The following is a 25,054-nucleotide window of genomic DNA, read 5'->3' as shown; positions in this document are numbered from 1 at the left end:
GAGGGACGGTTTTGCGTAGTAAAACCAGGGAGAGGTCTTTTCTATCATTGAGCTAATTAGGCGGACACTATATGAGCCGTCGAATTCACGTTCAATACAGTTATATAACGATTCTCCCCTGCTCCCACCTGTTCTTAACTCAACCCCAACTGTTGCTTTAAGGCTTCTGGCACATTCTTTGCTGTATCCAGCCCTTTCACATTCTCCAAGTTTGTATTTTCATCCCAGCGGATATCTCCAAACAATTCATCGCTGAGGTTTGCGCGGCTGAGGTTTGCGCCCCTGAGGTCTGTGCCCCTGAGGTTTGCGCGGCTGAGGTTTGCGCCCCTGAGGTTTGCGCGGCTGAGGTTTGCACCCCTGAGGTTCGCGCGGTTGAGGTTTGCGCCGCTGAAGTATGCGTCGCTGAGGTCTGCACCCCTGAGGTTTGCGTCGCTGAGGTCTGCGTCCCTGAGGTCTGCACCCCTGAGGTTTGCGCAGTTGAGGTTTGCGCCGCTGAGGTCTGCACCCCTGAGGTTTGCGTCGCTGAGGTCTGCACCCCTGAGGTCTGCACCCCTGAGGTTTGCGCCGCTGAGGTCTGCACCCCTGAGGTCTGTATCCCTGAGGTTTGTGCGGCTGAGGTTTGTGCGGCTGAGGTTTGTGCGGCTGAGGTTTGTGCGGCTGAGGTCTGCACCCCTGAGGAATTGCCCGACTACACTATTGAAAGTTTTAAGCTGAATGCAATCACTGTAGTTGATGATGCGAAGTAGTTGGGTTGTTCTAGAAGTTCCTTCTGCTTGACCAGATAGATACAAGATAATTTGTTTTTTGAGATCATCTCGCCCTTTAGCATAACGGTGCAACTCCAAGAGCAAAATCATCACATTCAACCCTGCATAAATATCCACCTGACGCTGACCTAGCCCTTGAATTCCATACTTTTGCAACTGTCGCAGCTTTTTCTGAGGCAAAGTCTCTTCAGCAGAATCAATAAATTTACCCTTAGACCAGTTACCGTAAAACTTTTCTAAGCGCTTAAATAACTGCTCCCAAGGAAAATCTTGATTTTCAGTCAACAACCCCATCAAATATTCCACAATTTCTGATGTGAGTCTACCAAAACCCAGCAAATCATAAATTTGCCAATTCATTTGAGCTTCAGGAATAATTAGTTGTCTTCCGTCTTCTGCTTCGTAATATTGTGTCCAAGCTTTCAGGCGAGTTTTCAGGCGTTCAGCAAAGAGAAATTCGCCAAAACTCTTATGAAAAAACTCAACCCCACCTTCTTGTTTATCAGCAGGACGAATGTAAAAAGCAGCTAAAGCTGTCTTGAGCGCTTCATTACCCAGTTTTTCTTTAGCTTTTTCAATTAAGGCTTTTGCTGTTTCGTCGTCTTGCAAACGTGCTTCTAACATTGACATGGAAGCAAATTCACCTCCCGACTGCACAACACAAACAGCCGCTTCTGTGAGAATACGTTTTAAATCTTCGGGCTTCTGTTGGGTTAACTCAATATTTAAATTAGTCCCATCTGCTTCTGAACGCTGTTTTGTCAGTACCCAGTTTAAAGCCTCCTGGTAAATTACAATTTTGGCTGTGCGTTGGCTTGCTTGCTCTAATTTATCAATTGCCAATTTTCCATCTCGATACATTGCCGCTAACAAATAAAGTAATAGCGGCTCTTGGGCTAATTTTTTTACCTCAGATGGACATTTATCACCTTGCAAAAACTGCTTAAAGGCTGCGGTTTTCCCTTTATTAGCTGGTAAATCTTCCCACTTATCCAACCATTTTTGTTGGAGTTGCCCATCCATTTCGACAATTTCCACCCGCTCTAAATTGCGAGGCAAGTAAGGGATACCTTGTAAAGACATCGACCTACCAGTGATTATCACCCGATGTCCCATTTCGCGGTAACTTTTACATTCCTGCTGAAATCCAGAGACTTGTTTGATAAATGCTTCTAGGTTGAGGTTATTTCTAGCCTCAATATGCAGTTCATCAAACCCATCAAGGATAAACAAGAAACGGGTGTTTTTATTTGTCAACCAGTTTTTATCGCTTTGAATAAAACTAATTTTTAGTTCTGCTTCTAAAGTGTTTTCTAAACGCGATTCAAAAGAGTCTAAATCCCGTAACCGAATTAAAATTGGTGTCCAGATGGGATGCAAATGATACCGTACCCAATCAGAAAACATCCGACAGAAGACACTTTTGCCTCTTCCTGGGCCTCCTTGAACAAACATCACTTGTTCTAGATTATTTGGATTTAGTAGATTTTCCTTAGCCCATATTTCTAAATCTAAGGAGTCTAATTTTTCATCTATCTCACCATTTTTATCTACAGGTTTGGCTTTTAAAGGTACGTAAATATCTTGAAATGAGAAACTTTCGTCAAAAACTAAGTCTAAAGGCTTGCTAGCTATATGAGTTTTCAGATATTCATCAATGCTAGAGAATTTTTGCTGTTCTGTCTGCCAGTCTCCAAAGGAAGGTTGAATTATATTTTTGATGACATCGCCTGATTCTATCCAGGCTTTAATTATGTAGCGGTGAGTATTCCAAGCTACTCGTTGTGTCAAAATATTAGCATTAGCCTTGGGGATGTTTGCTGCTTCTAACCGTGCCGATAATACTTGATTAAATGCTTTCGCTAATTCTGATTCGCGGAAACAGGCGACAGTATTGGTGGCACTTTGATAATCTAATTCAATCTCATTGAGTTTTTGTAGTTGTTTGGTTAGTGTTTTATTAATATTGGGATCAGCATCCCAGTTAATAGATGGATATAAGGATAAAATTTCTTTGACACTTTCTAAATAAGCAGCTTGACTAACTATAAATACACAGTCTTCTAGGGAAGGATCTTGTTTAGTTATATCGCGGGAATACTTTAGCAAGGCTATTCCAAGCGGCACGAATGGCAAACCCGCACCTACCACCTGTGCTAAGGGTGAACACAACACATCTAGCAGTGAAGATGAGTTTTGTAATAGAGGTTTCAATAGTTCTAAGCTGGCACCTTGTTCTTTAAAGGTGTTTGCGGCTTCTAAAACTGCTTTGCCAGTCTCAACTGTGGTAGTTAAAGTCTCTCCTACTGAGAAGGATTGCCGAAACTTCTGCCAGGTTTGCGATAAACGCTTGTTCATTCGCTGGGACTCTTGTAATTACTGGTTATTTAGAGTGTAGTGTAAAATTTGGGGTTTATGCGTGTGGTAAGAATGACCAACCACAGAGGCGCAGAGGACACGGAGGAAGAGAAAAGGCGATCGCCTAAAGTTTGCATTTTACTCTCAATTCAGCCCCAGTTCTTCTTTTAACGCCTCTGGCACATTCACTGCTGTCTCTAATCCCCGTACACCTTCCCACTGCTGCTTTTTACCCCAGATCATTTCTTCTAAATTCGCGTCGCTGAGGTCTGCACCACCCAGAATGGCATAGCTGAGATTGCTATGGCTGAGATCCGCGCCGTTGAGAATAGCACCACTGAGGTTACTGCCACTGAGGTTAGCACTCTTAAGGTTGGCATAGCTGAGGTCTGTACCGAATAGAATGGCGTCGGTGAGGTCGGCACCACTGAGGTCGGCGTCGTTAAGAATCACGCCGCTGAGGTCGGCTTCGTTGAGAATTACCCGACTGAGGTCTACACCGCTGAGGTCAGCGCCTAAGAACATTGCCCCGTTAAGTCTGGCATTGTTAAGTTTGGCACCGTTAAGTTTGGCGTAGCTGAGGTCAGCGGCAACAAGGATGGCATCACTCAGGTTGGTACTGAAAAGAATTGTGTCGCTGAGGTTAGTACCGTTGAGGATGGCATGACTCAAATCAGCACCACTGAGGTCGGCGCGGCATAGGTCAGCATGGCTGAGGTTGACGCTGCTAAGGTTAGCTTCACTCAGATTCGCACCAAAAAGGATGGCGTTACTTAAGTCAGCATGGCTGAGGTTGCTGCTGCTAATGTCGGCGCGACTGAGGTCGGCGCGGCTGAGGTCGGCGCGGCTAAGGTTGGTACTGCTGAGGTCGGCGCGGTTGAGGTCGGCGCGGCTAAGGTTGGCACAGTTAAGGTTAGCACCGCTAAGGTTGGTGCTGCTGAGATCGGCACCGGTGAGGTTAGCACCGCTGAGATTGGCACCGCTGAGGTTGGCATCACCAAGGTTAGCACCGCTGAGGTTTGCACCACTAAGGTTGACGCCAGTTAAGTTGGCATCGCCGAGATAAGCAAGGCTGAGGTCAGCACCGCTAAAGTCTGCACCGGTGAGGTTGGCATCACCCAGGTAAGCACTCCGAAAGTTGCCACCTTTGAGGAATTGCCCAACTATATTGCTAAAGTTACCAATTTCCAGCGCATCGCTATAGTTGATAATCCGCAGCAGTTGGGATGTGAAAAAATTGTCTGTGTCTGGTTGATCTGATGGATAAAAGGTGATTTTTTGTTTGAGTTCATCTCGTTCTTGGGCGTAGCGGTGTAACTCTAACAGTAAAATCAGTACGTTTAGCCCTGTATATATGTCTACCTGTCTCAACCCGATCGCAATATTTTGTGCTGCCAACTTTAACTTTGTTTTCTGAGGTAGGTTATCATCTGGTGTCCCATCGATAAATTCTCCTTGACACCAACGACGATAAAAATCTTCTAACCGCCAGAAAAGTAGTTCTGGGCGATTTTTTTTACCAGTCACAATCAATTCCATTAGTTGGCTGACTATTTCTGGTTTCAAGGCAGCATTGCCCAATAAATCATAAATCTCTTCATGCATCTGGCGATCGCACACTCTAAAACAAACTCCAGAGGATAAAGTGCCCAATGCGCGATCGTCGATCTTAGAAGTCAAACCGCTGTCTAGTATTGTCCATTTTTCTAAGCTTTCTTGCAGTCTTGGAGAGTATAAATATTCCTGTAAATTATCTTGAGTTAACTTAATGCTTTTGTCTAGTTCTTTAATACTTTTTCCTAGAGGTAAAATTGCTTCGGTTTCTGGCGATGTGGTCTTTGGCATTTCTTGCAACCCTGTACGCCTCACATAATTTCTCAGCAATTGCCAGACTTGAGATAAATATGTTGACATTTCTGTGTCCGTTGTTACATTTAAGTTACTGTTTTGACAATCCTGAATTAAAAACTTTTCTATGCTAGTTTGCTTTTCATTGCTACAAATTAATAGTATAAATAAATACTATAGTAAAAAAATCATGAGTTGGCGATGTCTACACCAGACGACTTTTTGTGAGTTTGGCAACGGCCTTTCTGGATGACAGCTTCTTACTTACCTTTAGTCGCTTTTAGCTGCTTCTCCTGATGTCAATAAAGTGTTAGCTTCAAAATCCTTTCAAAAATCAAGTAATTTCCATGTTTTGGTTAATTTGTTATACTTTCTTCCCAAGAAATTTACTAGTCTGATGTAAAAATAATACTTACTGTTTCTTGGAGACGCAATTGTTAGGGAAAATCCTACACTAAAACAGCACAACAAAGCTGAAAATGGCAACTAAAATTTCAGTCAACCGATTTTGGATTTACCCTGACCACCAGGATACAGGGGTTGATGATTTTGGCTTGACCAAAAACGAAAAGTATACAAGCCCCTAAATTTATTTATGGGGATCATTAATTTTGAATTTTGAATTTTGAATTCGGAGCGTTCGCCCTTGGCGTCTCGTAGAGAAGCGACGTGACCCCGACTACAAGAGTCGAAGCAGTACCAAAAAACTTTTTGAATCCCAAATCCAAAATTGGCACGATCGCAAGTTTGCTGCTTAATATAAAGCAGCTAAGAGAATAGGCAGAGTCCAGGCTACATAGCTTTGCAAAAGTTAAAAATTAACTGCGAGATAGTTATTAGGGAATAAATGCGATGAACAAATTAACTTTTTATATGATTTTGTTACATAGTTTGTTTTTAGGAGTAACAACGGTTAGCGCTAAGTCACCCTCTGTTAACAGAGTTGATACAGAGTTATCAGCTAACCATAAGGTTGTAGAAAGTGTGGTTAAAACCAAAAGTGAAGAAAAATCTAATAGTCAGTTAACAACAGAAACTTCTTCAACTAAAATTTCAGCTTTATCACTAAATAATATCAATATTTCTCAGAAACAGAAGTTAGCGTCAGAGCAAGTTTGGGTAGTTAATCAAAATAAACATGTACGGACTCAACCATTTATTGGGGTGGTAAAAGATCCGAAAAAATCAGCACAGCAACCATTTTTGCAAGTTGCAAAACCCCCAGAGAAACCGAATGCAAAGCCTAATTCTAATGCTAAACCAGCAGCAAAAGGTGAGTTAGAACCGTTTGACGAAGTAATTAAAGGCACTCAAAAATCAGGTGGATTGTTCACTCTTTATCGCAATAAAGAAAAGAATAAGATTTATCTAGAAATTAAGCCAGAGCAACTTAATAAAAATTACCTAGCTACAGCAACCCTAGAATCGGGTATTGGCGAACGGGGTATTTATAGCGGTATGCCTCTGCAAGATTTTTTGTTTTATTTCCAACGAGTGGATGATAAACTACATTTTGCGATCCGCAATGTGAATTTTCGCACGCGTGAGGGAGATCCACAGGTGCGATCGCTGATGCGATCTTTTAGTGACTCTGTTCTCTACACCGTTTCCATTAAAAGCATTCATCCAGAACGCAAAACTATTCTCATTGACTTGGGAGATTTGTTACTCACAGACTTAGCTGGATTATCTTTAAGTTTAGGAGTTCCAGGCAGCACAGACCAATCCTATTTTGGTAATGCGAAAGCCTTTCCCCAAAACTTAGAAGTTGAATCAGTTTTGAATTTCTCTGGTAGCGTTGACCGCGACAGTGAAGTAGCAAGCTTTGCATCCCTAGCTGACAACCGTGGTTTTACCCTACGCGTCCACTATAGTCTCTCCCAATTACCCGATCAAGATTATCGACCGCGCCTTGCTGACGATCGCATCGGCTATTTCATCACCGCCTACCAAGATTTATCCAAAGACGATCGCGGCGATTCTTTTGTCCGCTATATAAATCGCTGGCATTTGGAAAAAGAAGACCCGAAAGCAGTCATTTCTCGTCCCAAAAAACCAATTGTTTTCTGGATTGATAACGCTGTGCCTTTAGAGTACCGCGATGCGATGAAAGAAGGCGTTCTCATGTGGAACAAAGCCTTTCTCAAAGCTGGATTCAAGGATGCAATTGAAGTCCGCCAAATGCCCGATGATGCTACCTGGGACCCGGCAGATATTCGTTACAACACAATTCGCTGGATTAACACAGTAGATGGTTATTTTGCAATGGGGCCATCCCGTGTTAATCCATTGACAGGGGAAATTTTAGATGCAGACATTCTCGTAGATGCTAGCTTTATTCGGGCACTCAAAAATGAGTATCGTAAAATCGTCCAACCTAGTCAAACAGAAAATCGCACTACCCTATCAGCTTTGATGCAAAATCGTCTACTTTGCACCAATGGTTTAGATGCGAAAAACAATGGTGCTACTCAGAAAATGCCAGGACAACAGGGGTTGTTGAATCGTTTATCGAAAATGGCAGGCGAGTACGATTTATGCTACGGCATGGAAGCTGCTAACCAGTTTGCTTTTGGTTCACTGGCGATGTCATTGCTCCCAGATACTATAGCTACTCCCGACCAGGTGAAAGAATATATCAATCAATATTTACGTTTAATCATCGCTCACGAAGTTGGACATACTCTTGGTTTACGTCATAATTTCCGTGGTAGTACACTGCTACCACCCCAGGAAATGAATAATACGGAAATTACTAAAACTAAAGGTCTGACAACTTCCGTAATGGACTATATTCCCCCAAATATTGCCCCTCAAGGGACAAAACAGGGAGATTATTTTCCTAGTATGGTGGGGCCTTATGATGAATGGGCGATTAAGTACGGCTACACCACAATTCAGACATCAACCCCTCTAGCGGAAAAGCCAATTTTGGAGGAAATTGCTGCACAATCCTACAAACCAGAGTTGAGTTATTCCACAGATGAAGATGTCTATGACCTTGACCCAACTGCTGATGCTTGGGATAACAGTAGCAACGTACTGCTTTATTCTCAGTGGCAGTTGAATAATGCGCGGGTGATGTGGGAACGTATCGATAAACGTTTCCCTATGGCAGGTGATAGTTACAGCGATGTGAGCGAACGTTTTAGCACCGTATTGGGTAACTATTTTCAGCAAATATATTACACCACAAAATACATCGGGGGACAGTCTTTCTATCGCATTCACCCCAGTGAGATACCCTCTGGAGTTACCCAACACCGATTACCATTTGAAGCAGTACCAGTTGAAGAACAACGCCAAGCTTTAGATACACTACAAAAGTATGTATTTGCAGAAGATGCCCTAAACTTTTCACCAGAACTACTAAATAAATTAGCGCCTTCCCGTTGGCGACATTGGGGTACTTCTGTGCAAGTTGGCCGCTTAGATTTTCCAATTCATGATTTAGTGCTATTTATGCAGGGTTCTGTGTTGCGAGATTTACTTTCAAGCGATCGCCTTTCTCGTCTCAAGGATATCGAACTCAAAACTCCCGAAGGAAAAGCCCTGACTCTACCAGAACTATTTGACACTTTACAATCAGGTATTTGGACGGAAGTCATCAAACCAAAAGGCAAACCGATGAAGATTGCCAGTTTGCGCCGAGGCTTGCAGCGTCAATATCTTGACATTTTGACTGGTATGGTATTGCGAAAAGAAAATGTTCCAGAAGATGCTCGTACTTTAGCTTGGTATAAACTCAAACAACTAGATGAGAAACTTAAAGGGGTTAATTCCGAGGATGAATATACCAAAGCGCACTTACTAGAAACGCGCGATCGCATCGAGAAAGTTTTAAATGCGCCGTTGCAAGGGAATTAAAAAAGTTAGGAGTTAGGAGTTAACAGTACAATTCCTTACTCCTCTTCTTTTTCCCTAATTCTGGCAAAATATATTTAGAATACTCATACAGGCTGAAAAAACAGTTTATGTCAGCTAGAGATAAATTTCACAATGTTGTGAAATTGGCATTACAAAAAGACGGGTGGCGAATTACTCATGACCCTTTGCTAATTCGCATAGAAAATATTACCGATATGTACATCGACTTGGGAGCAGAGAGAATTATTGCGGCAGAAAGAGAGGGACAAATAATAGCGGTTGAAGTTAAAAATTTTATCGGTACTTCAACTATTTCTGAGTTTCATACTGCGGTGGGACAATTTATTAATTATCGATATGCGTTAGAAGAGATAGATTCTGAGCGAATTTTGTATTTAGCAGTACCCTTAAACACTTATAACGATTTTTTAAATAGACCATTTATCAAAACCATTATCCAGCGCAGTCAAATCAATCTGATAGTTTATGATGTGGAAACGGAGGAAATTACCCGATGGCAGATTTAGAGAAATATCGAAACTGTATTCGACAATTACTTAGAGCTTATGCTCAACATGCCTCCTCTAATAATGAAATTGAAGCTCAAACAATTTTTGATGTAGAACAAGACCATTACCAACTAATATATATTGGTTGGCAAAATAGACGTAGGGTTTTTGGCCCTGTGATGCATTTTGATATTAAAAACGGCAAGATTTGGATTCAGTGGAATGGCACAGAAGACGATGTAGGTGAGCAACTGGTGGCAATGGGAATACCAAAAAACGATATTGTAGTTGGATTTCACCCGCCCTACATCCGGCAGTATACAGATTATGCTGTGAGTTAATGCCAAATGAAAACTGAAAAATTACAGTATGTATCCTAAGCGTAAATCATTCGCTTTACGTGTTTTTCAGCGTTGAGAAACTGTATGCGGTACACATCTGGATTACTCAATTTTTCCCATTCAGCATAACCAATGCGATCATCAAAATGCTTCAGGATCAACGCCATTAGATTGCCATGCGTGACAATCGCAATTGTGCTTGTTTCTTGTTGCAATACTTGATCAATTACAGCTATCCCACGCGCCATAGCACTACGACTTGACTCGCCACCATCTAGATATAAATCAAGATTGGTAAATGATTCAGCCAATCGCTCACGCCAATCAGCAAGCGGTGTTGCACACAGCACGCGCTCGGTAAGTCGGTTATCAATCTCGATTGAGAGATTCAGACGTTCAGCGAGGGGAGCAATTGACTGATATGCTCTCATAAATGGACTGGAGATAACCCGCTCGATCCCAAAACCGAATAACAAATCAGTTAGAGCGATCACTTGGAGATGACCCTCTGATGTCAGAGGCGCATTAGCTTCTTGTCCAATTGCTTGGCAATGTCGCACAATATACAGGGTTTTCTGCATCAAATTTATGTATAGAAAACTCAAAATGAGGCAGCAGATCATAAAATCTACCTCTGCTACCTCTGCATTATCCTAACTACTCAACGCCTTTAAAAACCGTTGTAAACTCTTAAACACACTAGGCTTTCTTGCAGGTGTCGCGTCTGTTGTTGTTTGCGGTTGTCCTTTCAAAAGAATCAGATCCAAATCATCACCCGATGGTTTTGTGGGTAACTCCGCAATTCTTTGATATTCGCCGCCGGTTTCTAGCCAAACTTCCCACTGTCCTGGGTAGCAGCGATATAAAGCACTTTGATCGTCTATGGGACGCAGATAATAACAGGATTCAATGGTATTGGTGAAACGCTCACGAGTTTTTCTGGCTGCATAACCAATGCCCACAACCCCAGAATCTTCTAAACGGGGATTTAACAAAACTAAAGGGCGATCGCCTATTACTTCACACAGCTTTTCCAACTGCGGCACTTCTACGGCAGTGGGGGCAATGAATAAGAAAATTTCATCCTCTGGCTGAATTTTTGTCTGTAAGGAAGCAGCCCTACCCGTACCAATATCCAAAATTTGAAATGGTGCATCTGCCCAATCACGACGAGCTAAGGCCGCTGCGCCAGCGTCAGCAAAGAAAATCTTCAAACGGGAATCATAATCTGTAAACACCGGCAAAAACTGTTCCGCCACCGGCATAAACTTCAGTTCTGGGAACAAAAACTCAACTTGCAGGCGAGTACAGCCATCTGCAAGGGCAGTTTGGACGGCTACACGAGATTGGGCGATCGCATCTTCTAGACTATTTGGAAGTTCACTCATAATCTGCATGGTTCTCTAGTGTCTACTCCCATTGTTTCAGTATTGGCTCTTAATTAGCAGGACTTACGCAGGCGATATCACCTAATCCCCTGAAAATGTAGGAAGGATTTGATCAACAGCGCAGGTGAGAAATTTGCTTGTCGCCATTGTGCGTTGGCGTAGCCCGTCGTAGACATCGCCTTGATTAGTTGAAAAACTATTTTATACCAGTATATTAGCTAGTTTTTTATAACTTTAGTTGTATCTCTATTGATTGTTAATAGTGTTTAGCTTGAATATTTCCCTAATATAAATCATCAAATAATTCCATTAAAATCAGTCGCCAGCAGGATGAGACTTAGCACAATATTTTTTACACTAACAGATAAACCCTATATACAACTTAGGAACAGCTTATGACTATTCACAAACTTGAACATTTTGATCCCAATTATCGAGAAACCTTTGGCGGAGATGATATTAAAGCGCTGGATCTTTATACTGAGGGAGGAGATAGAGTTGGCTCAGTAGGTGATGTTTTAGTTGATGATGATGGTCATTTCCGGTATTTAATTATTGATATCAGCTTAGATTTTGTTAGCAAGAAAATATTACTACCAATTGGTCTTACCCGGATCAATTACCCAGAAAGACGCGTTTATGTTGATGGGTTAAGTAAACAGCAAATAGATAATTTACCCGATCACAAAGAAGACGCAATAATTAATAGTGATTACGAAGAGAATGTACGTAGTGTATTTCGTTCTCCGACCAGTGGTGTAATTTACGATCGTGATACCTACAGTTACCAGAAAGAACCAGCTTTATACGCCTTAAAAGATCACTCCGATCAAACTTTTAGACTTTATGAAGAACGATTAGTTGCCAATAAACAGCGCGTCAAAACTGGAGAAGTAACAGTTGGGAAGCACATTGAAACAGACATTGCACACGTTACAGTACCTATTCAAAAAGAAAGAGTTCTGATTGAGCGAGTTGTGCCGACAGAAGCAGATAAAGTTCTAGATCCCAATGAACTTAGGTTTCAAGAAGGGGAAGTAGCACGCATAGAAGTATACGAAGAAACGCCTGAGATACATAAAGAAGCTTTTGTGCGTGAAGAAGTTAGGATCAAGAAAGTAGTAGAACGGGATGTTGTAGAAACACAAGATACTATTCGTCGAGAAGAGTTAGATGTTGATACAGTGGGTGATTTACATGTGCAAGACAATGGTATCAATGCACATGAAGCTATTTAATTAGCTAGTTCATAAATTTGTTTAGTAGGTTTACCTGAAATAATCATACAGGCAAAGTTAATTTGTAATTCTGCCTGTGTTTTTCTTATGAAATAACAAAATTACTGACTTATGGGATAAGTTGGGAATTTGAATACTTCAAAAAAATACATGTTGATAAACTATTTGTCTCGTTCCCAGTCGGAGACTGGGAATGCCCGTTGTTGAGGCTCCGCCTCAAGACTCGCGGCAGAGCCGCTTTTGAGTTGCATTTCCAGCCGGAGACTGGGAACGAGATTTTAAAAAGGTTTGGGCTTTAAGTTGACACTAATGAGCAGTGCTGTGCCCCTACACCTCACGACATAATGTTGTACCGCATCTGAATGGGAAGCGCTATATTTAGATAATTCAAGAATTTGGATAATTCAAAAAATTTACATTTTGGCAAACTATTATTTAAACATTCAAAAGTTTGTAGCAATAAACAAATACAATAATATCCAAGCAAGGAAAAATTATTACGTTTTTGTATCTCTAGTTGGCTATGCGAATAAAAAATATCTATAACTTTTGATTATTGAAGTTTGAAAATAATTCATTCGCCAGAAAGAGGTACAAAAATAAATAAATGTCTAATTTAGTTATTAAGAGATGAAAAAAAATATTTGAGGTTAAAGATAATGGTTCTTTACAAACTAGAAGATTTTGAGCCTAACTATCAAGATAATTTTGATGGTCATGACATTAAAGGTCTTGGTGTCTATACACAAGGAACTGATGAAAAAATTGGTACTGTCAGCGATGTTTTAGTTGATGAAGAAGGTCATTTTCGCTATCTAGTAGTTGACTTAGGCTTCTGGATTTTTGGTAAGAAAGTATTACTACCACTTGGCCGCGCCCGTATCGACTATAACGTTGATCGCGTATACACAGTTGGTTTGACTAGAGAACAAGCTGAAGATTTGCCTGAGTTCAATGAACGTCAAACCCTTGATTACGACTATGAAGAACGGGTACGTGGGGTATATCGCCAACCCGGAGACTACACTCCTATAGAAGCTTCAGCAGCATTAGACCCTTTAGCACCACCTGTAGCACCATTGCCTACAACTCCCACTTACGCTCGTGATAGCTACACTTACGAAAATGAGCCTTCTTTATACGGATTAAATGAGCAAGATCATCAAACTCTAAGATTGTATGAAGAACGGCTGATTGCCAGTAAACGACGCCAAAAAACTGGAGAAGTAACTATTGGCAAACATGTTGAGACTGATACTGCAAGGGTTGCAGTGCCGGTAGAAAGAGAAAGAGTCGTGATTGAACGTGTAACTCCAGCAGATGCGGGTACAGCTGTTTCTGGGCGTGAAGCAGATTTCCGTGAAGGCGAAGTTGCTCGTATAGAAATCCACGAAGAAACTGCTGATGTTCGCAAAGAAGCATTTTTACGTGAAGAAGTCAGAGTTAGAAAAGTGGTCGATCAAGACACAGTTGAAACTCAAGAAACCGTGCGTCGTGAAGAGTTAGATGTGAATTCTGGTAATCTTCCAGTTGAAGAACGCTAACTAAATATAGTCATTAGTTATTGACTAATGGCTAGTAATTAATTCTACACAGTACAGGTGAGGCTGTTGAATTAGCTTTACCTGTGCTTGTAATAGCAAATATCGCTCTGGATATAGGTTGGATAAATGCAGCGATCGCAAACTTTTTCTAACATTGTCTAAATAGTATCCAAAGCAATAATAGATTTTAATTTAGCTAATTAGAAAGCACTTCGTAAACTTTGCAGATGAATAGCCAACAGATGGCAAAAAATATTGTACAGGTAAACGGTAACTCTCGCATTAGCTCCTCTCTGGCAGATTTAAAACAGAGGGTGAATAATTTTGCTGTGTTTGATAAGCAAGGTCAGCTAGTAGGAGTAGTTCATGATTTAATTGTGGATGCTCATCGTCGGCTTAACTTAGTTATATCTAAGCAGGTAAATCAACAAACTGTAGAATATGATCAGCAGTTAGCTGATAAACATCCTTCTTTATTTCGGTTGCAGAGCCAGAGAATAAAACAAATCGACAAGCCAAATAAATCTGTTTTCATAGACTTAAACAAATCAGAAATTGAGTATATGCCTGAATATTTAGAAACACAAACACCAGGCGATAGTAACTCAACTGAGCAAGTAGCTAATAATCCAATTATCAATAGCCCAGTTGAACCAGTGAATTTAGAACAGGTTACTGAAGAACAGATTATTCGTCTACTAGAAGAACGACTAGTTGTTGAAAGCAGTAAGCGTAAAGTCGGTGAGGTAATTGTTCGCAAAGTAATTGAAACCCGGATGGTACAAGTTCCTATCCGGCGTGAAATGCTGATTGTGGAACAAATTAGCCCAGAACACAAACAACTTGCAGAAATTGATTTAGGGCAAGGAGAAATTACTGGCGTTGATTTGACCGAAGTAGAAAGACTTGAGACTACACATTTTGACAACGGTTTAACGGTAAGTGGCGAATTTAGCTCGCCTAAAATTGCTAATTTATTGCTGAATGCGATCGCACTAGAGCGAAATCACGGCTGCAAGCAGGTGCGTGTTACCATTGCTGTTGAAGATGAATCGCACCAAAAAAAATACCAAGAGTGGTTTGACCGCTGTTCTAAAGGTCAATCACTAAAGCCATAACAATAAGTTTCTAGCAGATAAATTAGTAGGGTGGGCAATATCCACCCTATTTTTTTGCTGATTTAAGAAAACAAAGGTGAAGTCTCCATTCCCTTGCGGGTAAGTTTAACTGGGAATTGGGAATTGGAGATTTGGGATTGAGATCCCAAGCAAATCTTAAAATAATTTCTTTCCCAGTACCCAGTCCCTAGTACCCAATACCCAGTACCCAATACCCAGTACCCACTCCCCTAATTATCTAGAGTGAATGTCTCTAAAGCAACTTAATTTACAATACTAAGCAGTTGCCGTTCTTTTGGCTACTCGCAATGAAATTTCGACTCAAGAGACTTTCACGTAAGAAACGACAGCGTTTGATCCCACTTATTCAGATTCATGTCCAAGATGGAAAATTTGAGATTATGGGTATGGGTGCATGGCATTCCTACTGGCGCGATCCCTATCATCTGCTGCTAACGATTCCCTGGACTGGCTTTCTGCTCCTGATTTGTACTTTCTATATAACTATTAATGCTCTATTTGCCCTAGCTTACTTGATAGGAGGAGATTGTATTGCCAATGCTCAACCTGGCTCTTTTTTAGATGTCTTTTTCTTTAGCGTTCAAACCCTAGCATCCATTGGCTATGGGGCAATGTATCCGAAAACAACTTACGCCAACATTATTGTCACCATTGAAGCAATGATCGGTTTGGTGGGAATTGCTGTGATGACGGGACTAGCCTTTGCTCGATTCTCTCGGCCTACAGCTCGTGTACTTTTTAGTCGTGTTGCTGTCATTACGGCTCATGATGCGATGCCGACTCTCATATTTCGCAGCGCTAATCAGCGTCGCAATACGATTCTGGAGGCGCAGATGCGAGTCTACTTGATGCGCGACGAAGTAACCTTAGAAGGACAGTTCATGCGGCGGTTCCACGATCTTAAACTAGTGAGGAACCAAACACCTAGCTTCACGTTAAGCTGGTCAGTGATGCATGTGATTGATGAGTTTAGTCCTCTATATGGGATGACACCAGAATCTTTAACCCAGACAAATACCATGCTGATTGTCTCTTTGAGTGGCATTGATGAAACGGTTGCCCAGGTTGTCCATGCCCGTCATAGTTATAGTGCTAATGAGATTTTGTGGAACAATCAATTTGTCGATATCTTTCACCACACACCCGATGGACATCGCTACATTGATTACAACCGCTTTCACGATGTTTTACCTTTAGATTTAGATGGGTGAAATTTATCGAACAGAATTCAGTAGTCAGTAGTCAGAATGGGCTAAACCTTAGCTATCCGCTAACAGAATGAATTTTGACCGAAAAAGCGGATAGCGCAGCGGTAGCGAGTATTTTCGAGTCGAGTCTTGATTCTGACACTTGAATTCTGACTTCTGAATTCTTCTTCAATCGGAAGTTTGATTGAGTTGTGGTTCTAAGGGTTTAACAATTACCCGACCATTTTCAACAACAGTGCAAGTTTTAACCACGCTCTTGCTGTGGTTAACTGGCACATCCTGGCACTGGTTTTGGTGGGAGATATTTTGCTCTTGTTGTTGGTTGAGGACGACAACACAACAAGCACAGGAGGCGAAGGACATATAAAATATTTTGATCTCTATATCTATTATCGCCCTACTGATGCTATTTGGTGGAAAAATTTGTTACTGATATGTTTTGATAATTCAAGACATCCCAAAATTTAGTTGAGTACCGATTCTTGCGTATGTGCGAAACTATGGATGCAAGTACTTGCTTTCTTGTGCTTGTAACCTGTGCAAACAGGAAAGCGGTTATAGATCCCGCTCCGCTTTCCTCTCTGTCCAAACTTGTTTGGCAGGGTTAGACAGTGGGTTATTCTAATGAAAAAATTTTTGAGATATCTGGGTTTAGGTTTGCTATCTACGTTCTTGACTGCTACTCCCGGATTGGGAGCTGAACGCATTAGCTTTTATTATCCTCCCTTCGGCGAATTTTCCTTATCGGTGGACTCGCTGGAAACCTTCGCTAAAGAAGGCAAAATCGATCAGGATTTGTCATTTTATGCGAGCCGTGCGACTCCCGAACAACTCGCTCAACTGCGGGATCTACTCCAGCAGCGCTTTAGTCTTACTCCTACATTAGTATCTCAAGTTACCTACTCACCGATAGGCGAGCAGCTGGTGAAACAACTGGGAAGATTACTTCTCACTGAGTCTCGAAAGAATGGCTTCTATGCCATACGTGCCTCTTTGATTTTGGCTGCCGCCGATCGCGAGGGTTTAACGGTTGTGAATTTACTGCGGAAATTTCCAAGCAATACTATCCGGGTGAATTTCACGGAGGGGTTAAGGATAGTTGATGACTTGTCGCAATTGATCAAAAGAAAGGATGAGGTTTTTGCCTCTCTTCACAAAGAAGCGATCGCTCAAGCAGCCACTTCCAACATTGACTTCTCCAAACAACCAGATTTGCGATCGCCAGGAAAATTCACCTGGCAGAAAAAAAGCCTGGAGTTAAATGACATTTCTCGCTCACGCCGTCTACCTGTGGATATCTATCTGCCATCAACAGGTTCACAAAGTACTAAAGAACTTTCCTCACCTCCCTTTCCCCTGATTGTAATTTCTCATGGACTGGCCTCAGACCGCTCCACCTTTGTCTATCTGGCTGAACATCTAGCATCTTATGGTTTTGCCGTTGCGGTACTAGAACACCCTGGTAGTAATGCCGAACGCTTTCAGCAATATTTTGCTGGTTTGGCAGGGCCACCAGATGCAGCAGAATTTATCAACCGACCTTTGGATATCAAATATCTACTCAATGAACTCCAGCGTCTAGATAAGTCCGATCCCGCCCTCCAGGGAAAACTCAATTTTCAGCAAGTTGGGGCGATCGGTCAGTCCTTTGGTGGTTATACTGTCTTGACTCTAGCAGGAGCCAATATTAACTTTGAGCAACTAAGGCAAGATTGTAATCCCGATAACTCATCCTTTAATTTGTCGCTGTTTTTGCAGTGTCAAGCAACTGATTTACCCCCAAAGAATTACGAACTCAAAGACGATCGCATCAAGGCCATCATTGCGATTAATCCCATTGACAGCTCAGTTTTGGGTCAGGGGGGAATCAGTCAAATTAAAATTCCCGTCATGCTGGTAGCAGGTAGTCAAGATGTTTTCGCACCACCTGTATTTGAGCAAATTCGCCCCTTTACTTGGCTTTCTGACTCTAATAAGTACCTGGCTTTGATCGAAAATGCCACACACTTTTCAGCGATCGCCGAACCTACTCCTGAAAACGATGTCCTACCTGTACCATCTGCCTTGCTAGGCCCCGATCGTGCTGCTGTTTATTCCTATCTCAATGCCCTTAGCGTCGCTTTTTTAGAAACCCATCTCCTCAACCGCCCTGAATACCGTTCCTATTTGCAGCCTTCCTACGGCACATTTATCAGTAAAGAGCCTCTGAATCTCAGTCTTCTACAGTCTTTGTCGGTAGATCAGTTCCGTCAAATTTGGAGTGGGCCAACTCCCCAGGCAAGCAAACCATCAAATCCTCAACCTACTCCTACACCCCGTTAGGGAACTCCAAGAAATAAATTATTCAATATTGTGGAGTGGGCAAGATGCCATTGGTGTCAAGTTAACGCGAAACCGCTTGTCCGCCGGGAATTGAAATTCCCGTCTCATAGCTAAAGTCATCTAAAGATGACTAAATATCGCCAAAAATCTCCAGTCTACTTCAATAGACTTAAGCTAAAAGCCAAAGAAATTTATTTTTGAAGTAACAAGTACTAAGTAATGAGTAATGGGTATCACTTATTACTCATTACTCATTTATTTCCGGGCGGGCATGGAAGCCAACAGATAAGCTATTTCCAGCTTAACTTGACACCTATGGCGAGACGCCCACCCCACAAGAGTTATGCTTAGTTCGATTTGCAAATTAGATGTTTTTAGCTTATCTATCTTTGCTGGAAGCAAGTTAAGCATTTTTAACTCGGAATTGGGTTTGGGGTAAAGGGTAAAGGGTAAGGGTTAAAAATTTTTTCTTTCCCTTTTCCCTTTCCCCTTAACCGAGAAGTATTGGGGTAGTAATTACTGATTATGTAAATTTACGGAGTATAGCTTTAGGCAGAATCATCAATTAGGAATCATATTGACTTACGTTAAGATCCCCGATTTCTCTAATAAATCGGGGATCTTATTGTTCGTGAATGATTGAAGTTTGCTATAAACTAGGCAGTCTCAAGTATTACTTTGATGAACTCAAAGCTAAACCTAAAACATTACTATTTGTTATCAAGTTTTGGCAGATAATTTCAGACAACGATTTAGCCTTCTTTGATTATTTTCAATCAATAAAAGCCATCAACCTTACTTTTCAAGAAAACAGTAAATATACTGTTGCAATTATCTGAGTTAGTTAGAGCTTCTAACTATTGCAACCATCAGCCAAAAAACTATATAGCAGGAAACAGAGAATAGGGAACTCTTAACTGGGTTGAAAGTCTCTTAGTATATGGCTTTTGTATTAAAATTTGTACCTCATTTACCTGGAATCTTCTATATGTCTTTTTTGTTTCTAAGCTATGAATTTTCTCAAAATCAGGCTATTTGTCAGGAAAGTGAGATATTTATACTGAGTGATTTATAAAAACTTATTTAATAAAATCTTTTGTATATATATACTTGTCGTTAAGAAGTATTAAGAAATTCTTATTAAAAAATATTGCAACACCTTGATTTAATTGCTAACGTGTGTATGACAACGATGCTGATGAACGCTCGGATCTAGGAGAAATAAAATCTATGAGCTATACCCATTCAGCCAATTGTGTTAGGCTTTGACGGGTTCAAAACGAGAGATTTCTGCCTCATATAGACAACTATGAGTGATTGCAGATTAACTAAGAAATATCTCGTTGCTAAAGGCTTGGTTTCAGTTTGATTATTTGTCTTACTTTGTACCGACAAGCAAGTAGCTCTTGCTTGTGTGTATCGGTAATAACGAAGAGTTTGGTAAGACTTAAATTTTAGAGGATAAAACCAATGGAGATTCAAGGTAAAGTAGCCCTAATTACAGGGGCTTCGCGTGGAATTGGACGAGCGATCGCTCTGGAATTAGCGCAACAAGGCATCAAGCGACTGATATTGGTAGCACGCGATCGCCGCAAGTTATTGGAGGTAGCTAGCGAAATCGAGGCGATGGGTACGGAAGCTGCGATCGTGCCCTTAGATTTGACTCAAACAATTGAAGTAAATATTGCTGTTGCCCAACTATGGCGCAATTACGGGCAGATTCACCTGCTGGTTAATTGTGCGGGAGTCGCATACCAAAGCTCATTTTTGCAATCTAAAATGCCCCAAGTTCAAGAAGAACTCTCGGTGAACTTGTTAGGAATGTACAACCTCACTAGTTTGATTGCTCGACGCATGGCTAGCCAAAGACAAGGGACAATTGTCAATGTATCGAGCCTGATGGGGAAAGTGGCTGCACCAACGATGGCGACATACTCAGCAACCAAGTTTGCCATCTTAGGATTTACCCAAGCCTTGCGCCAAGAACTAGCTGAACACAATATTCGCGTCATTGCATTACTGCCTTCTCTGACAGACACAGATATGGTGCGCGACTTAAAATTATTTCGCTGGGTGATCCCCATGACTCCTCAGCAAGTGGCTAAAGCACTCGTCACCGGAATGCAGAATGATTCAGCAGAAATTTTAGTCGGATGGCAAAGTCATTTAGCCGTGTTGTGTCAACGCCTCGCCCCTTGGTTGTTAGAGCTAATTTTACGAATAGCAACACCGCCAGCACCAAGAAGACAACGGCTGATTGAAAAACTGATCCCTTCGCGTAGCGTCTCGTAGAGAAGGGGAGACAAGGTAGAGGGGGGAGACAAGGTAGAGATATTGCTACCTTGTCCCCCCGCTCCTATTGGATGCAAAAATTGAGTAATTTAATTTTTGGATGTCCCTTGGCGACTACAAGGCGATCGCAGTTTGCATCAATACATAAAGTTGCAGATCATAAATTGCTGTGCGATCGCATAATTAGACATACCTTGTTTCGGAGCAACCAGAAATGCTTTCCTTCCCCACAACTCTGACTCCTTTGCCCGAAATCATTGATGGCTTACCGAATATTTCTGGTTGGGAAACAGAGGTTCTCTCTGTAGTTAACCAAGATCGACCAGTATTTTTACCAACAACGAATATCCGCTTAGAAGACGTAAATGCTGTATTTGCGATCGCTTTACACATGCACCAGCCAACTATACCTGCTGGAAATGGCGGTACACTGATCAGCAATCTGCAATATATGTTTGAACATCCTCATGAAGGGGATAACCACAACGCAGATCCCTTTGCCCATTGTTACAGCCGTATGGGTGATTTGATCCCCGAACTTGTAAGTCAAGGTTGCAATCCGCGTGTGATGTTGGATTACTCTGGTAATCTGCTGTGGGGACTGCGGCAAATGGGACGCGGTGATGTTCTCGATAATCTGAAACGGATTACTTGCGATCGCACCTACCAACCTTATGTAGAGTGGTTGGGTACAATGTGGGGTCATGCAGTTATTCCTTCCACACCCATAGCAGATATTAAATTACATATCGTTGCATGGCAACATCACTTTGCGGCAATTTTTGGCTGGGAAGCACTAGCGCGAGTCAAAGGATTTTCGCCGCCAGAAATGCACCTACCAAATCACCCTGATGCTCTCTTTGAATTTGTAAAAGCGCTGAAAGAATGTGGATATCGCTGGCTACTTATTCAAGAACATTCTGTAGAAACTCTTATGGGTCAATCTCTCACTCATAAACATTTACCACATCGTCTAATTGCCCGTAATTCTCAAGGTGAAACAATTAGCATCACAGCTTTAATTAAAACCCAAGGTTCCGATACGAAATTAGTTGCTCAAATGCAGCCTTATTATGAAGCGAAAACATTATCCAAACAGCAAATTAGCGATATATTTGTACCACCAATAGTTAGCCAAATTGGCGATGGTGAAAATGGCGGCGTGATGATGAATGAATTTCCTAGCGCTTTTAAACAAGCTTGGTGGGATATGGTAAATAATGGCGGAGGAAAATCAGGTGTAGTTGGCGTGTGCGGTACAGAATATTTAGAATTAATCGAAGCAGCGGGATGCAAACCTGAAGACTATCCAACTTGTCAGCCAGTCGGACAACATCAAATTTGGGAGCGAGTTTCACCAGATAATATTCAACCGGAAGCTGTAGAAAATGCTATTCAAGAATTAAAGCAAACAAACTCTAATTTTAATCTGGATGGAGCCTCATGGACAAATCATATCAGTTGGGTAAAAGGATATGAAAATGTGTTATCTCCCATGTATCAATTAAGTAGTTTATTCCATCATAAGTTTGATCCATTGCTGGAAACTGACTCAGCAGAAGCCATCACGAAACAATCTCAATACCGTAACTTTCTTCTACATAACCTTTTGCTGCAAACCAGTTGTTTTCGTTATTGGGGACAAGGTGCTTGGACTGATTACGCGCGGGAAATTTACCAACGGGGCGAAAATTTATTGTAAACAAATTCTTTACTGTAGATTAGTTCCACAATCAGAGCATACTATTTTGGGTTGGAATTATTGGCTATTCCAAGCCACAATTATTCTAATTCGTACACTAACAAAAGAATTATTTATAAATTGTGTAATCCTCTTTATACCACCTGTTTATAGTATCTTCCTAAGCCTTTCCCTGCTTTCCATCGGGATAAAACTTCTAATAAAATCCTGTTGTTATCCTTCTGTAGCTCTAGGATTTCCTTGCTTTGATTGTTACTCTTCAAGTAAACATATTTACAATCAATATTATCTACTCTTGTGGCGCTATTAATATTCCAGTTTTATAAACAAGCACCTGTAAACAAAGCTCCGTCGAAATTTGTTCCTAGTGCTGTAGTTTCACTAAGATTAGCCTTCTCCAGATTTGCACACGCAAGTAGATTATCTGCCTTCATCTGCAATTGCTGCGGCTTTATTTAAAAATATTGCTATACCAGAGGTAACAATATTTCAAATTTCGTACCTATATCAATCTGTGAATGAAAACTCAATTTACCCCCATGTCTCACAGTTATAATTCGATAACTTACTGCTAAACTAGTATTTTTACCATTCTTTGTATCAAGAGAAAAAGACTCTGTAATTTGCTGTTGTAATTCGTCAGACATTCCAGAGCCATTATCAGCAATACGAATTAAAACCCAACGAGAATCTGGTGCATCTGGATTGCTTGCTTCTTGTGATACAACTTCTGTGGTAATCTCAATTCGGGGTTTTTGAACAGTCTTTGTCTCTTCTAAATGTAACTGCTGTCTCACTGCTTCATTGAGTAAAGTATCGACAACTTCGCTTAAAATATTCATCAAAACCTGGTTTAATTGCCCCATAAAGCAATATACTGGGGGTAATTGACCGTAGTATTTGACGATTTCGATTTCTCCTTGAAGACGGCTATTAATTAATAAAATAATGCTATCTATACAGGCGTGTAAATCTACTGGCTTGGGGAAAAGTTCATCTATATGACAGAAGTTTTGCAAGCTAGTAACAAGTTTTTTTAATCTTTCCGCTCCCGTGCGAATACTAGCAAGCGATCGCGATAAATCTTGTTCTAAAAAATCAAATTCAATCTCTTCTTTAATTTGATTAATTGCCGGAGAAACTGATGTTAACTCTCGATCGTAAGCTGCTATGAGTTTGAGTAAATCTTGACTGTAGTTTGAAACATAAATTATGTTACCCCAAATAAAACCCACTGGGTCTAAAACTTCGTGGGCTACGCCGTCTACCAAACGCCCCAAATTGGCCATTTTATCATTTTGAATCATTTGGGCTTGACTACGTTCATACCGAATCAGATTGTCAATTCCCCGAATTTGCCAAGAAATAATATTCAATTCTTGGACATCTAACAATCTATAAGCACCAGATTGCGTTTGGACTACAATTGGTTCTGCTAATAATTCTGGCGATCGCTTTAGGCTAAGTTGCATTGTTGTTAAAATGGATGTTGTATCAGCAACTAGCAAAATCGGTGTCCGCGCATAGCTGTAGAGAACAGCTAATGATTGCTGAACAAATAACTCTTGTCCGAATGGGCGAATCAAAAATTCGAGCAATCGCCGCCGCGAAATCATCCCAATGAACTCTCCCTGTTCTACCAAAATTACTCCTGGTAGCAGGGGATATTTTTCCAAAAAACTAGCCACTTCCATACCAGTGTGGCTGATTTCCACCGAGAAGTTGTACATTGGTAACTCTTGGAGGCTTGAATCTAAATCAAGATCGCGATCGCTACCCAGAGACAAAAATGGCGGTGAGATTTGGCAACTGAATTCTTCTGGCACTAGACACCCTAATTTTTTCAAAGACAGGTAAACAATAAGTTAATATTTTACATTCTGCCACCCTCAAAATTCGGTTTCAATTTAGGTATCTAATAATACCAGTTGTCTATCAAGCTGAAAATCGTTCTCAAGCGACTGGAAGTCATTGGCGTGAGATTTATAATCTGGGTGGAGAATATTTAGAAAGCAATGTCTACGACGGGCTACGCCTACGCAAGCTAAACTAAAAATAACCTTTACGAAGAGTGCAAAGGTAGAGAGTGCAAAGGTAGCATTATGACCTCTGTAACCAATCCAACCAACGCTCTCACTCCTTTCCCATTCCCGGATCATACTCAACTTCCTGAGTCCAATGGTACGTTCGTGTTCGCGGAGCGTGCCGGAGGCAAAAATTGGCAAGAGCATCCCCAAAGCCTTCTACTAACAGTTTTACCAGCAAATGAACGAGGACATTATCCTATAGTTGCTTTGGGTGTTGAATTAGGTTTATGGCAGGGAGTTTATCAGAATGTGGAATTACCCTGGCTGCGTTGGTGGGATTTAGAAGGTAATTTGTTGTTGAGTGGCGATGAAAGAGCAGAACAGGAATCCCAAAGAGCAGAACAGGAATCCCAAAGAGCCGATCGCCTAGCTGCACAATTGCGATCGCTCGGTATTGAACCAGAAACCTGATATATTGATATATTATATATTATTACGAATTAC

At 41.2% G+C, this 25,054-nt stretch carries 18 protein-coding genes; 11 read left to right on the top strand and 7 right to left on the bottom strand.

What is annotated here, in order from left to right; genetic code table 11:
• Nucleotides 1-134: 134 nt before the first annotated feature.
• On the bottom strand, nucleotides 135-3,125 hold the full coding sequence (locus FD723_RS21920) for a pentapeptide repeat-containing protein (protein ID WP_179067247.1): 2,991 nt from the start codon (nucleotides 3,123-3,125) through the stop codon (nucleotides 135-137).
• A 144-nt stretch (nucleotides 3,126-3,269) separates the two neighbouring features.
• The gene (locus FD723_RS21915; protein ID WP_179067246.1) at nucleotides 3,270-5,039 is read right to left on the bottom strand and encodes a pentapeptide repeat-containing protein; all 1,770 of its coding nucleotides are present in this window, start codon (nucleotides 5,037-5,039) and stop codon (nucleotides 3,270-3,272) included.
• A gap of 786 nt (nucleotides 5,040-5,825) precedes the next feature.
• Here FD723_RS21915 and FD723_RS21910 point away from each other — a divergent pair.
• From FD723_RS21910 to FD723_RS21900, 3 genes are all read left to right on the top strand, one after another.
• Complete coding sequence (locus FD723_RS21910; protein WP_179067245.1) at nucleotides 5,826-8,840, top strand: zinc-dependent metalloprotease; 3,015 nt, start codon at nucleotides 5,826-5,828, stop codon at nucleotides 8,838-8,840.
• 107 nt (nucleotides 8,841-8,947) lie between these two features.
• Nucleotides 8,948-9,367 carry a XisH family protein gene (locus tag FD723_RS21905; RefSeq protein ID WP_179067244.1) on the top strand — a complete coding sequence of 140 codons (420 nt, stop codon included), beginning with the start codon at nucleotides 8,948-8,950 and terminating at the stop codon, nucleotides 9,365-9,367.
• Entirely contained in the window at nucleotides 9,355-9,690 is a 336-nt protein-coding gene (locus FD723_RS21900; RefSeq protein WP_179067243.1) for a XisI protein, read from the top strand. Before FD723_RS21905 ends, FD723_RS21900 begins: the two co-directional genes overlap by 13 nt.
• 35 nt (nucleotides 9,691-9,725) lie before the next feature.
• On the opposite strand, the gene FD723_RS21895 is transcribed toward FD723_RS21900, so the two are convergent.
• Nucleotides 9,726-10,271, bottom strand: coding sequence for a histidine phosphatase family protein (locus FD723_RS21895; RefSeq protein ID WP_179067242.1), 546 nt, complete (start codon nucleotides 10,269-10,271; stop codon nucleotides 9,726-9,728).
• Nucleotides 10,272-10,343: 72 nt separating this feature from the next.
• Nucleotides 10,344-11,078, bottom strand: a complete 735-nt coding sequence (locus FD723_RS21890) for a DUF1995 family protein (protein ID WP_179067241.1) — start codon at nucleotides 11,076-11,078, stop codon at nucleotides 10,344-10,346.
• 395 nt (nucleotides 11,079-11,473) lie between these two features.
• On the opposite strand from FD723_RS21890, the gene FD723_RS21885 reads away from it, so the two are divergent.
• The 4 genes from FD723_RS21885 (at nucleotide 11,474) to FD723_RS21870 (ending at nucleotide 16,210) form a co-directional block, all read left to right on the top strand.
• Entirely contained in the window at nucleotides 11,474-12,316 is an 843-nt protein-coding gene (locus FD723_RS21885) for a DUF2382 domain-containing protein (protein WP_179067240.1), read from the top strand.
• 659 nt (nucleotides 12,317-12,975) lie between these two features.
• Entirely contained in the window at nucleotides 12,976-13,860 is an 885-nt protein-coding gene (locus FD723_RS21880; protein ID WP_179067239.1) for a DUF2382 domain-containing protein, read from the top strand.
• A gap of 227 nt (nucleotides 13,861-14,087) precedes the next feature.
• The gene (locus FD723_RS21875; protein WP_179067238.1) at nucleotides 14,088-14,978 is read left to right on the top strand and encodes a YsnF/AvaK domain-containing protein; all 891 of its coding nucleotides are present in this window, start codon (nucleotides 14,088-14,090) and stop codon (nucleotides 14,976-14,978) included.
• A 308-nt stretch (nucleotides 14,979-15,286) separates the two neighbouring features.
• Entirely contained in the window at nucleotides 15,287-16,210 is a 924-nt protein-coding gene (locus FD723_RS21870) for an ion channel (RefSeq protein ID WP_179067237.1), read from the top strand.
• 165 nt (nucleotides 16,211-16,375) lie between these two features.
• Here FD723_RS21870 and FD723_RS21865 read toward each other — a convergent pair whose 3' ends face one another.
• Entirely contained in the window at nucleotides 16,376-16,570 is a 195-nt protein-coding gene (locus tag FD723_RS21865; RefSeq protein WP_179067236.1) for a hypothetical protein, read from the bottom strand.
• Nucleotides 16,571-16,831: 261 nt separating this feature from the next.
• Here FD723_RS21865 and FD723_RS21860 point away from each other — a divergent pair, with 261 nt between their 5' ends.
• The 3 genes from FD723_RS21860 (at nucleotide 16,832) to FD723_RS21850 (ending at nucleotide 22,523) form a co-directional block, all read left to right on the top strand.
• Nucleotides 16,832-18,529 carry an alpha/beta hydrolase gene (locus FD723_RS21860; RefSeq protein ID WP_179067235.1) on the top strand — a complete coding sequence of 566 codons (1,698 nt, stop codon included), beginning with the start codon at nucleotides 16,832-16,834 and terminating at the stop codon, nucleotides 18,527-18,529.
• Between the two features lie 1,470 nt (nucleotides 18,530-19,999).
• Nucleotides 20,000-20,821 carry an SDR family oxidoreductase gene (locus FD723_RS21855; protein ID WP_179067234.1) on the top strand — a complete coding sequence of 274 codons (822 nt, stop codon included), beginning with the start codon at nucleotides 20,000-20,002 and terminating at the stop codon, nucleotides 20,819-20,821.
• A gap of 214 nt (nucleotides 20,822-21,035) precedes the next feature.
• Entirely contained in the window at nucleotides 21,036-22,523 is a 1,488-nt protein-coding gene (locus FD723_RS21850) for a glycosyl hydrolase family 57 (protein WP_179067233.1), read from the top strand.
• A 320-nt stretch (nucleotides 22,524-22,843) separates the two neighbouring features.
• Here FD723_RS21850 and FD723_RS44185 read toward each other — a convergent pair whose 3' ends face one another.
• A complete protein-coding gene (locus tag FD723_RS44185) occupies nucleotides 22,844-22,957 on the bottom strand; it encodes a pentapeptide repeat-containing protein (RefSeq protein ID WP_179067232.1) in 114 nt (37 codons plus the stop codon).
• A 33-nt stretch (nucleotides 22,958-22,990) separates the two neighbouring features.
• Nucleotides 22,991-24,349 (bottom strand): sensor histidine kinase, encoded by a 1,359-nt coding sequence (locus FD723_RS21840; RefSeq protein WP_179067231.1) that lies wholly within the window; start codon nucleotides 24,347-24,349, stop codon nucleotides 22,991-22,993.
• A gap of 276 nt (nucleotides 24,350-24,625) precedes the next feature.
• Here FD723_RS21840 and FD723_RS21835 point away from each other — a divergent pair, with 276 nt between their 5' ends.
• Nucleotides 24,626-25,021, top strand: coding sequence for a hypothetical protein (locus tag FD723_RS21835; protein WP_179067230.1), 396 nt, complete (start codon nucleotides 24,626-24,628; stop codon nucleotides 25,019-25,021).
• Nucleotides 25,022-25,054 lie beyond the last annotated feature (33 nt).

The sequence above is a fragment of the Nostoc sp. C052 genome, assembly GCF_013393905.1.
Classification (GTDB): domain Bacteria; phylum Cyanobacteriota; class Cyanobacteriia; order Cyanobacteriales; family Nostocaceae; genus Nostoc.
This window is presented reverse-complemented; position numbering and strand designations above follow the sequence as displayed.

Coding starts and splice junctions, on each gene's coding strand:
- FD723_RS21920 (WP_179067247.1), bottom strand. CDS start 3,125: ATGAACAAGCGTTTATCGCAAACCTGGCAGAAGTTTCGGCAATCCTTC.
- FD723_RS21915 (WP_179067246.1), bottom strand. CDS start 5,039: ATGTCAACATATTTATCTCAAGTCTGGCAATTGCTGAGAAATTATGTG.
- FD723_RS21910 (WP_179067245.1), top strand. CDS start 5,826: ATGAACAAATTAACTTTTTATATGATTTTGTTACATAGTTTGTTTTTA.
- FD723_RS21905 (WP_179067244.1), top strand. CDS start 8,948: ATGTCAGCTAGAGATAAATTTCACAATGTTGTGAAATTGGCATTACAA.
- FD723_RS21900 (WP_179067243.1), top strand. CDS start 9,355: ATGGCAGATTTAGAGAAATATCGAAACTGTATTCGACAATTACTTAGA.
- FD723_RS21895 (WP_179067242.1), bottom strand. CDS start 10,271: ATGCAGAAAACCCTGTATATTGTGCGACATTGCCAAGCAATTGGACAA.
- FD723_RS21890 (WP_179067241.1), bottom strand. CDS start 11,078: ATGAGTGAACTTCCAAATAGTCTAGAAGATGCGATCGCCCAATCTCGT.
- FD723_RS21885 (WP_179067240.1), top strand. CDS start 11,474: ATGACTATTCACAAACTTGAACATTTTGATCCCAATTATCGAGAAACC.
- FD723_RS21880 (WP_179067239.1), top strand. CDS start 12,976: ATGGTTCTTTACAAACTAGAAGATTTTGAGCCTAACTATCAAGATAAT.
- FD723_RS21875 (WP_179067238.1), top strand. CDS start 14,088: ATGAATAGCCAACAGATGGCAAAAAATATTGTACAGGTAAACGGTAAC.
- FD723_RS21870 (WP_179067237.1), top strand. CDS start 15,287: ATGAAATTTCGACTCAAGAGACTTTCACGTAAGAAACGACAGCGTTTG.
- FD723_RS21865 (WP_179067236.1), bottom strand. CDS start 16,570: ATGTCCTTCGCCTCCTGTGCTTGTTGTGTTGTCGTCCTCAACCAACAA.
- FD723_RS21860 (WP_179067235.1), top strand. CDS start 16,832: ATGAAAAAATTTTTGAGATATCTGGGTTTAGGTTTGCTATCTACGTTC.
- FD723_RS21855 (WP_179067234.1), top strand. CDS start 20,000: ATGGAGATTCAAGGTAAAGTAGCCCTAATTACAGGGGCTTCGCGTGGA.
- FD723_RS21850 (WP_179067233.1), top strand. CDS start 21,036: ATGCTTTCCTTCCCCACAACTCTGACTCCTTTGCCCGAAATCATTGAT.
- FD723_RS44185 (WP_179067232.1), bottom strand. CDS start 22,957: ATGAAGGCAGATAATCTACTTGCGTGTGCAAATCTGGAGAAGGCTAAT.
- FD723_RS21835 (WP_179067230.1), top strand. CDS start 24,626: ATGACCTCTGTAACCAATCCAACCAACGCTCTCACTCCTTTCCCATTC.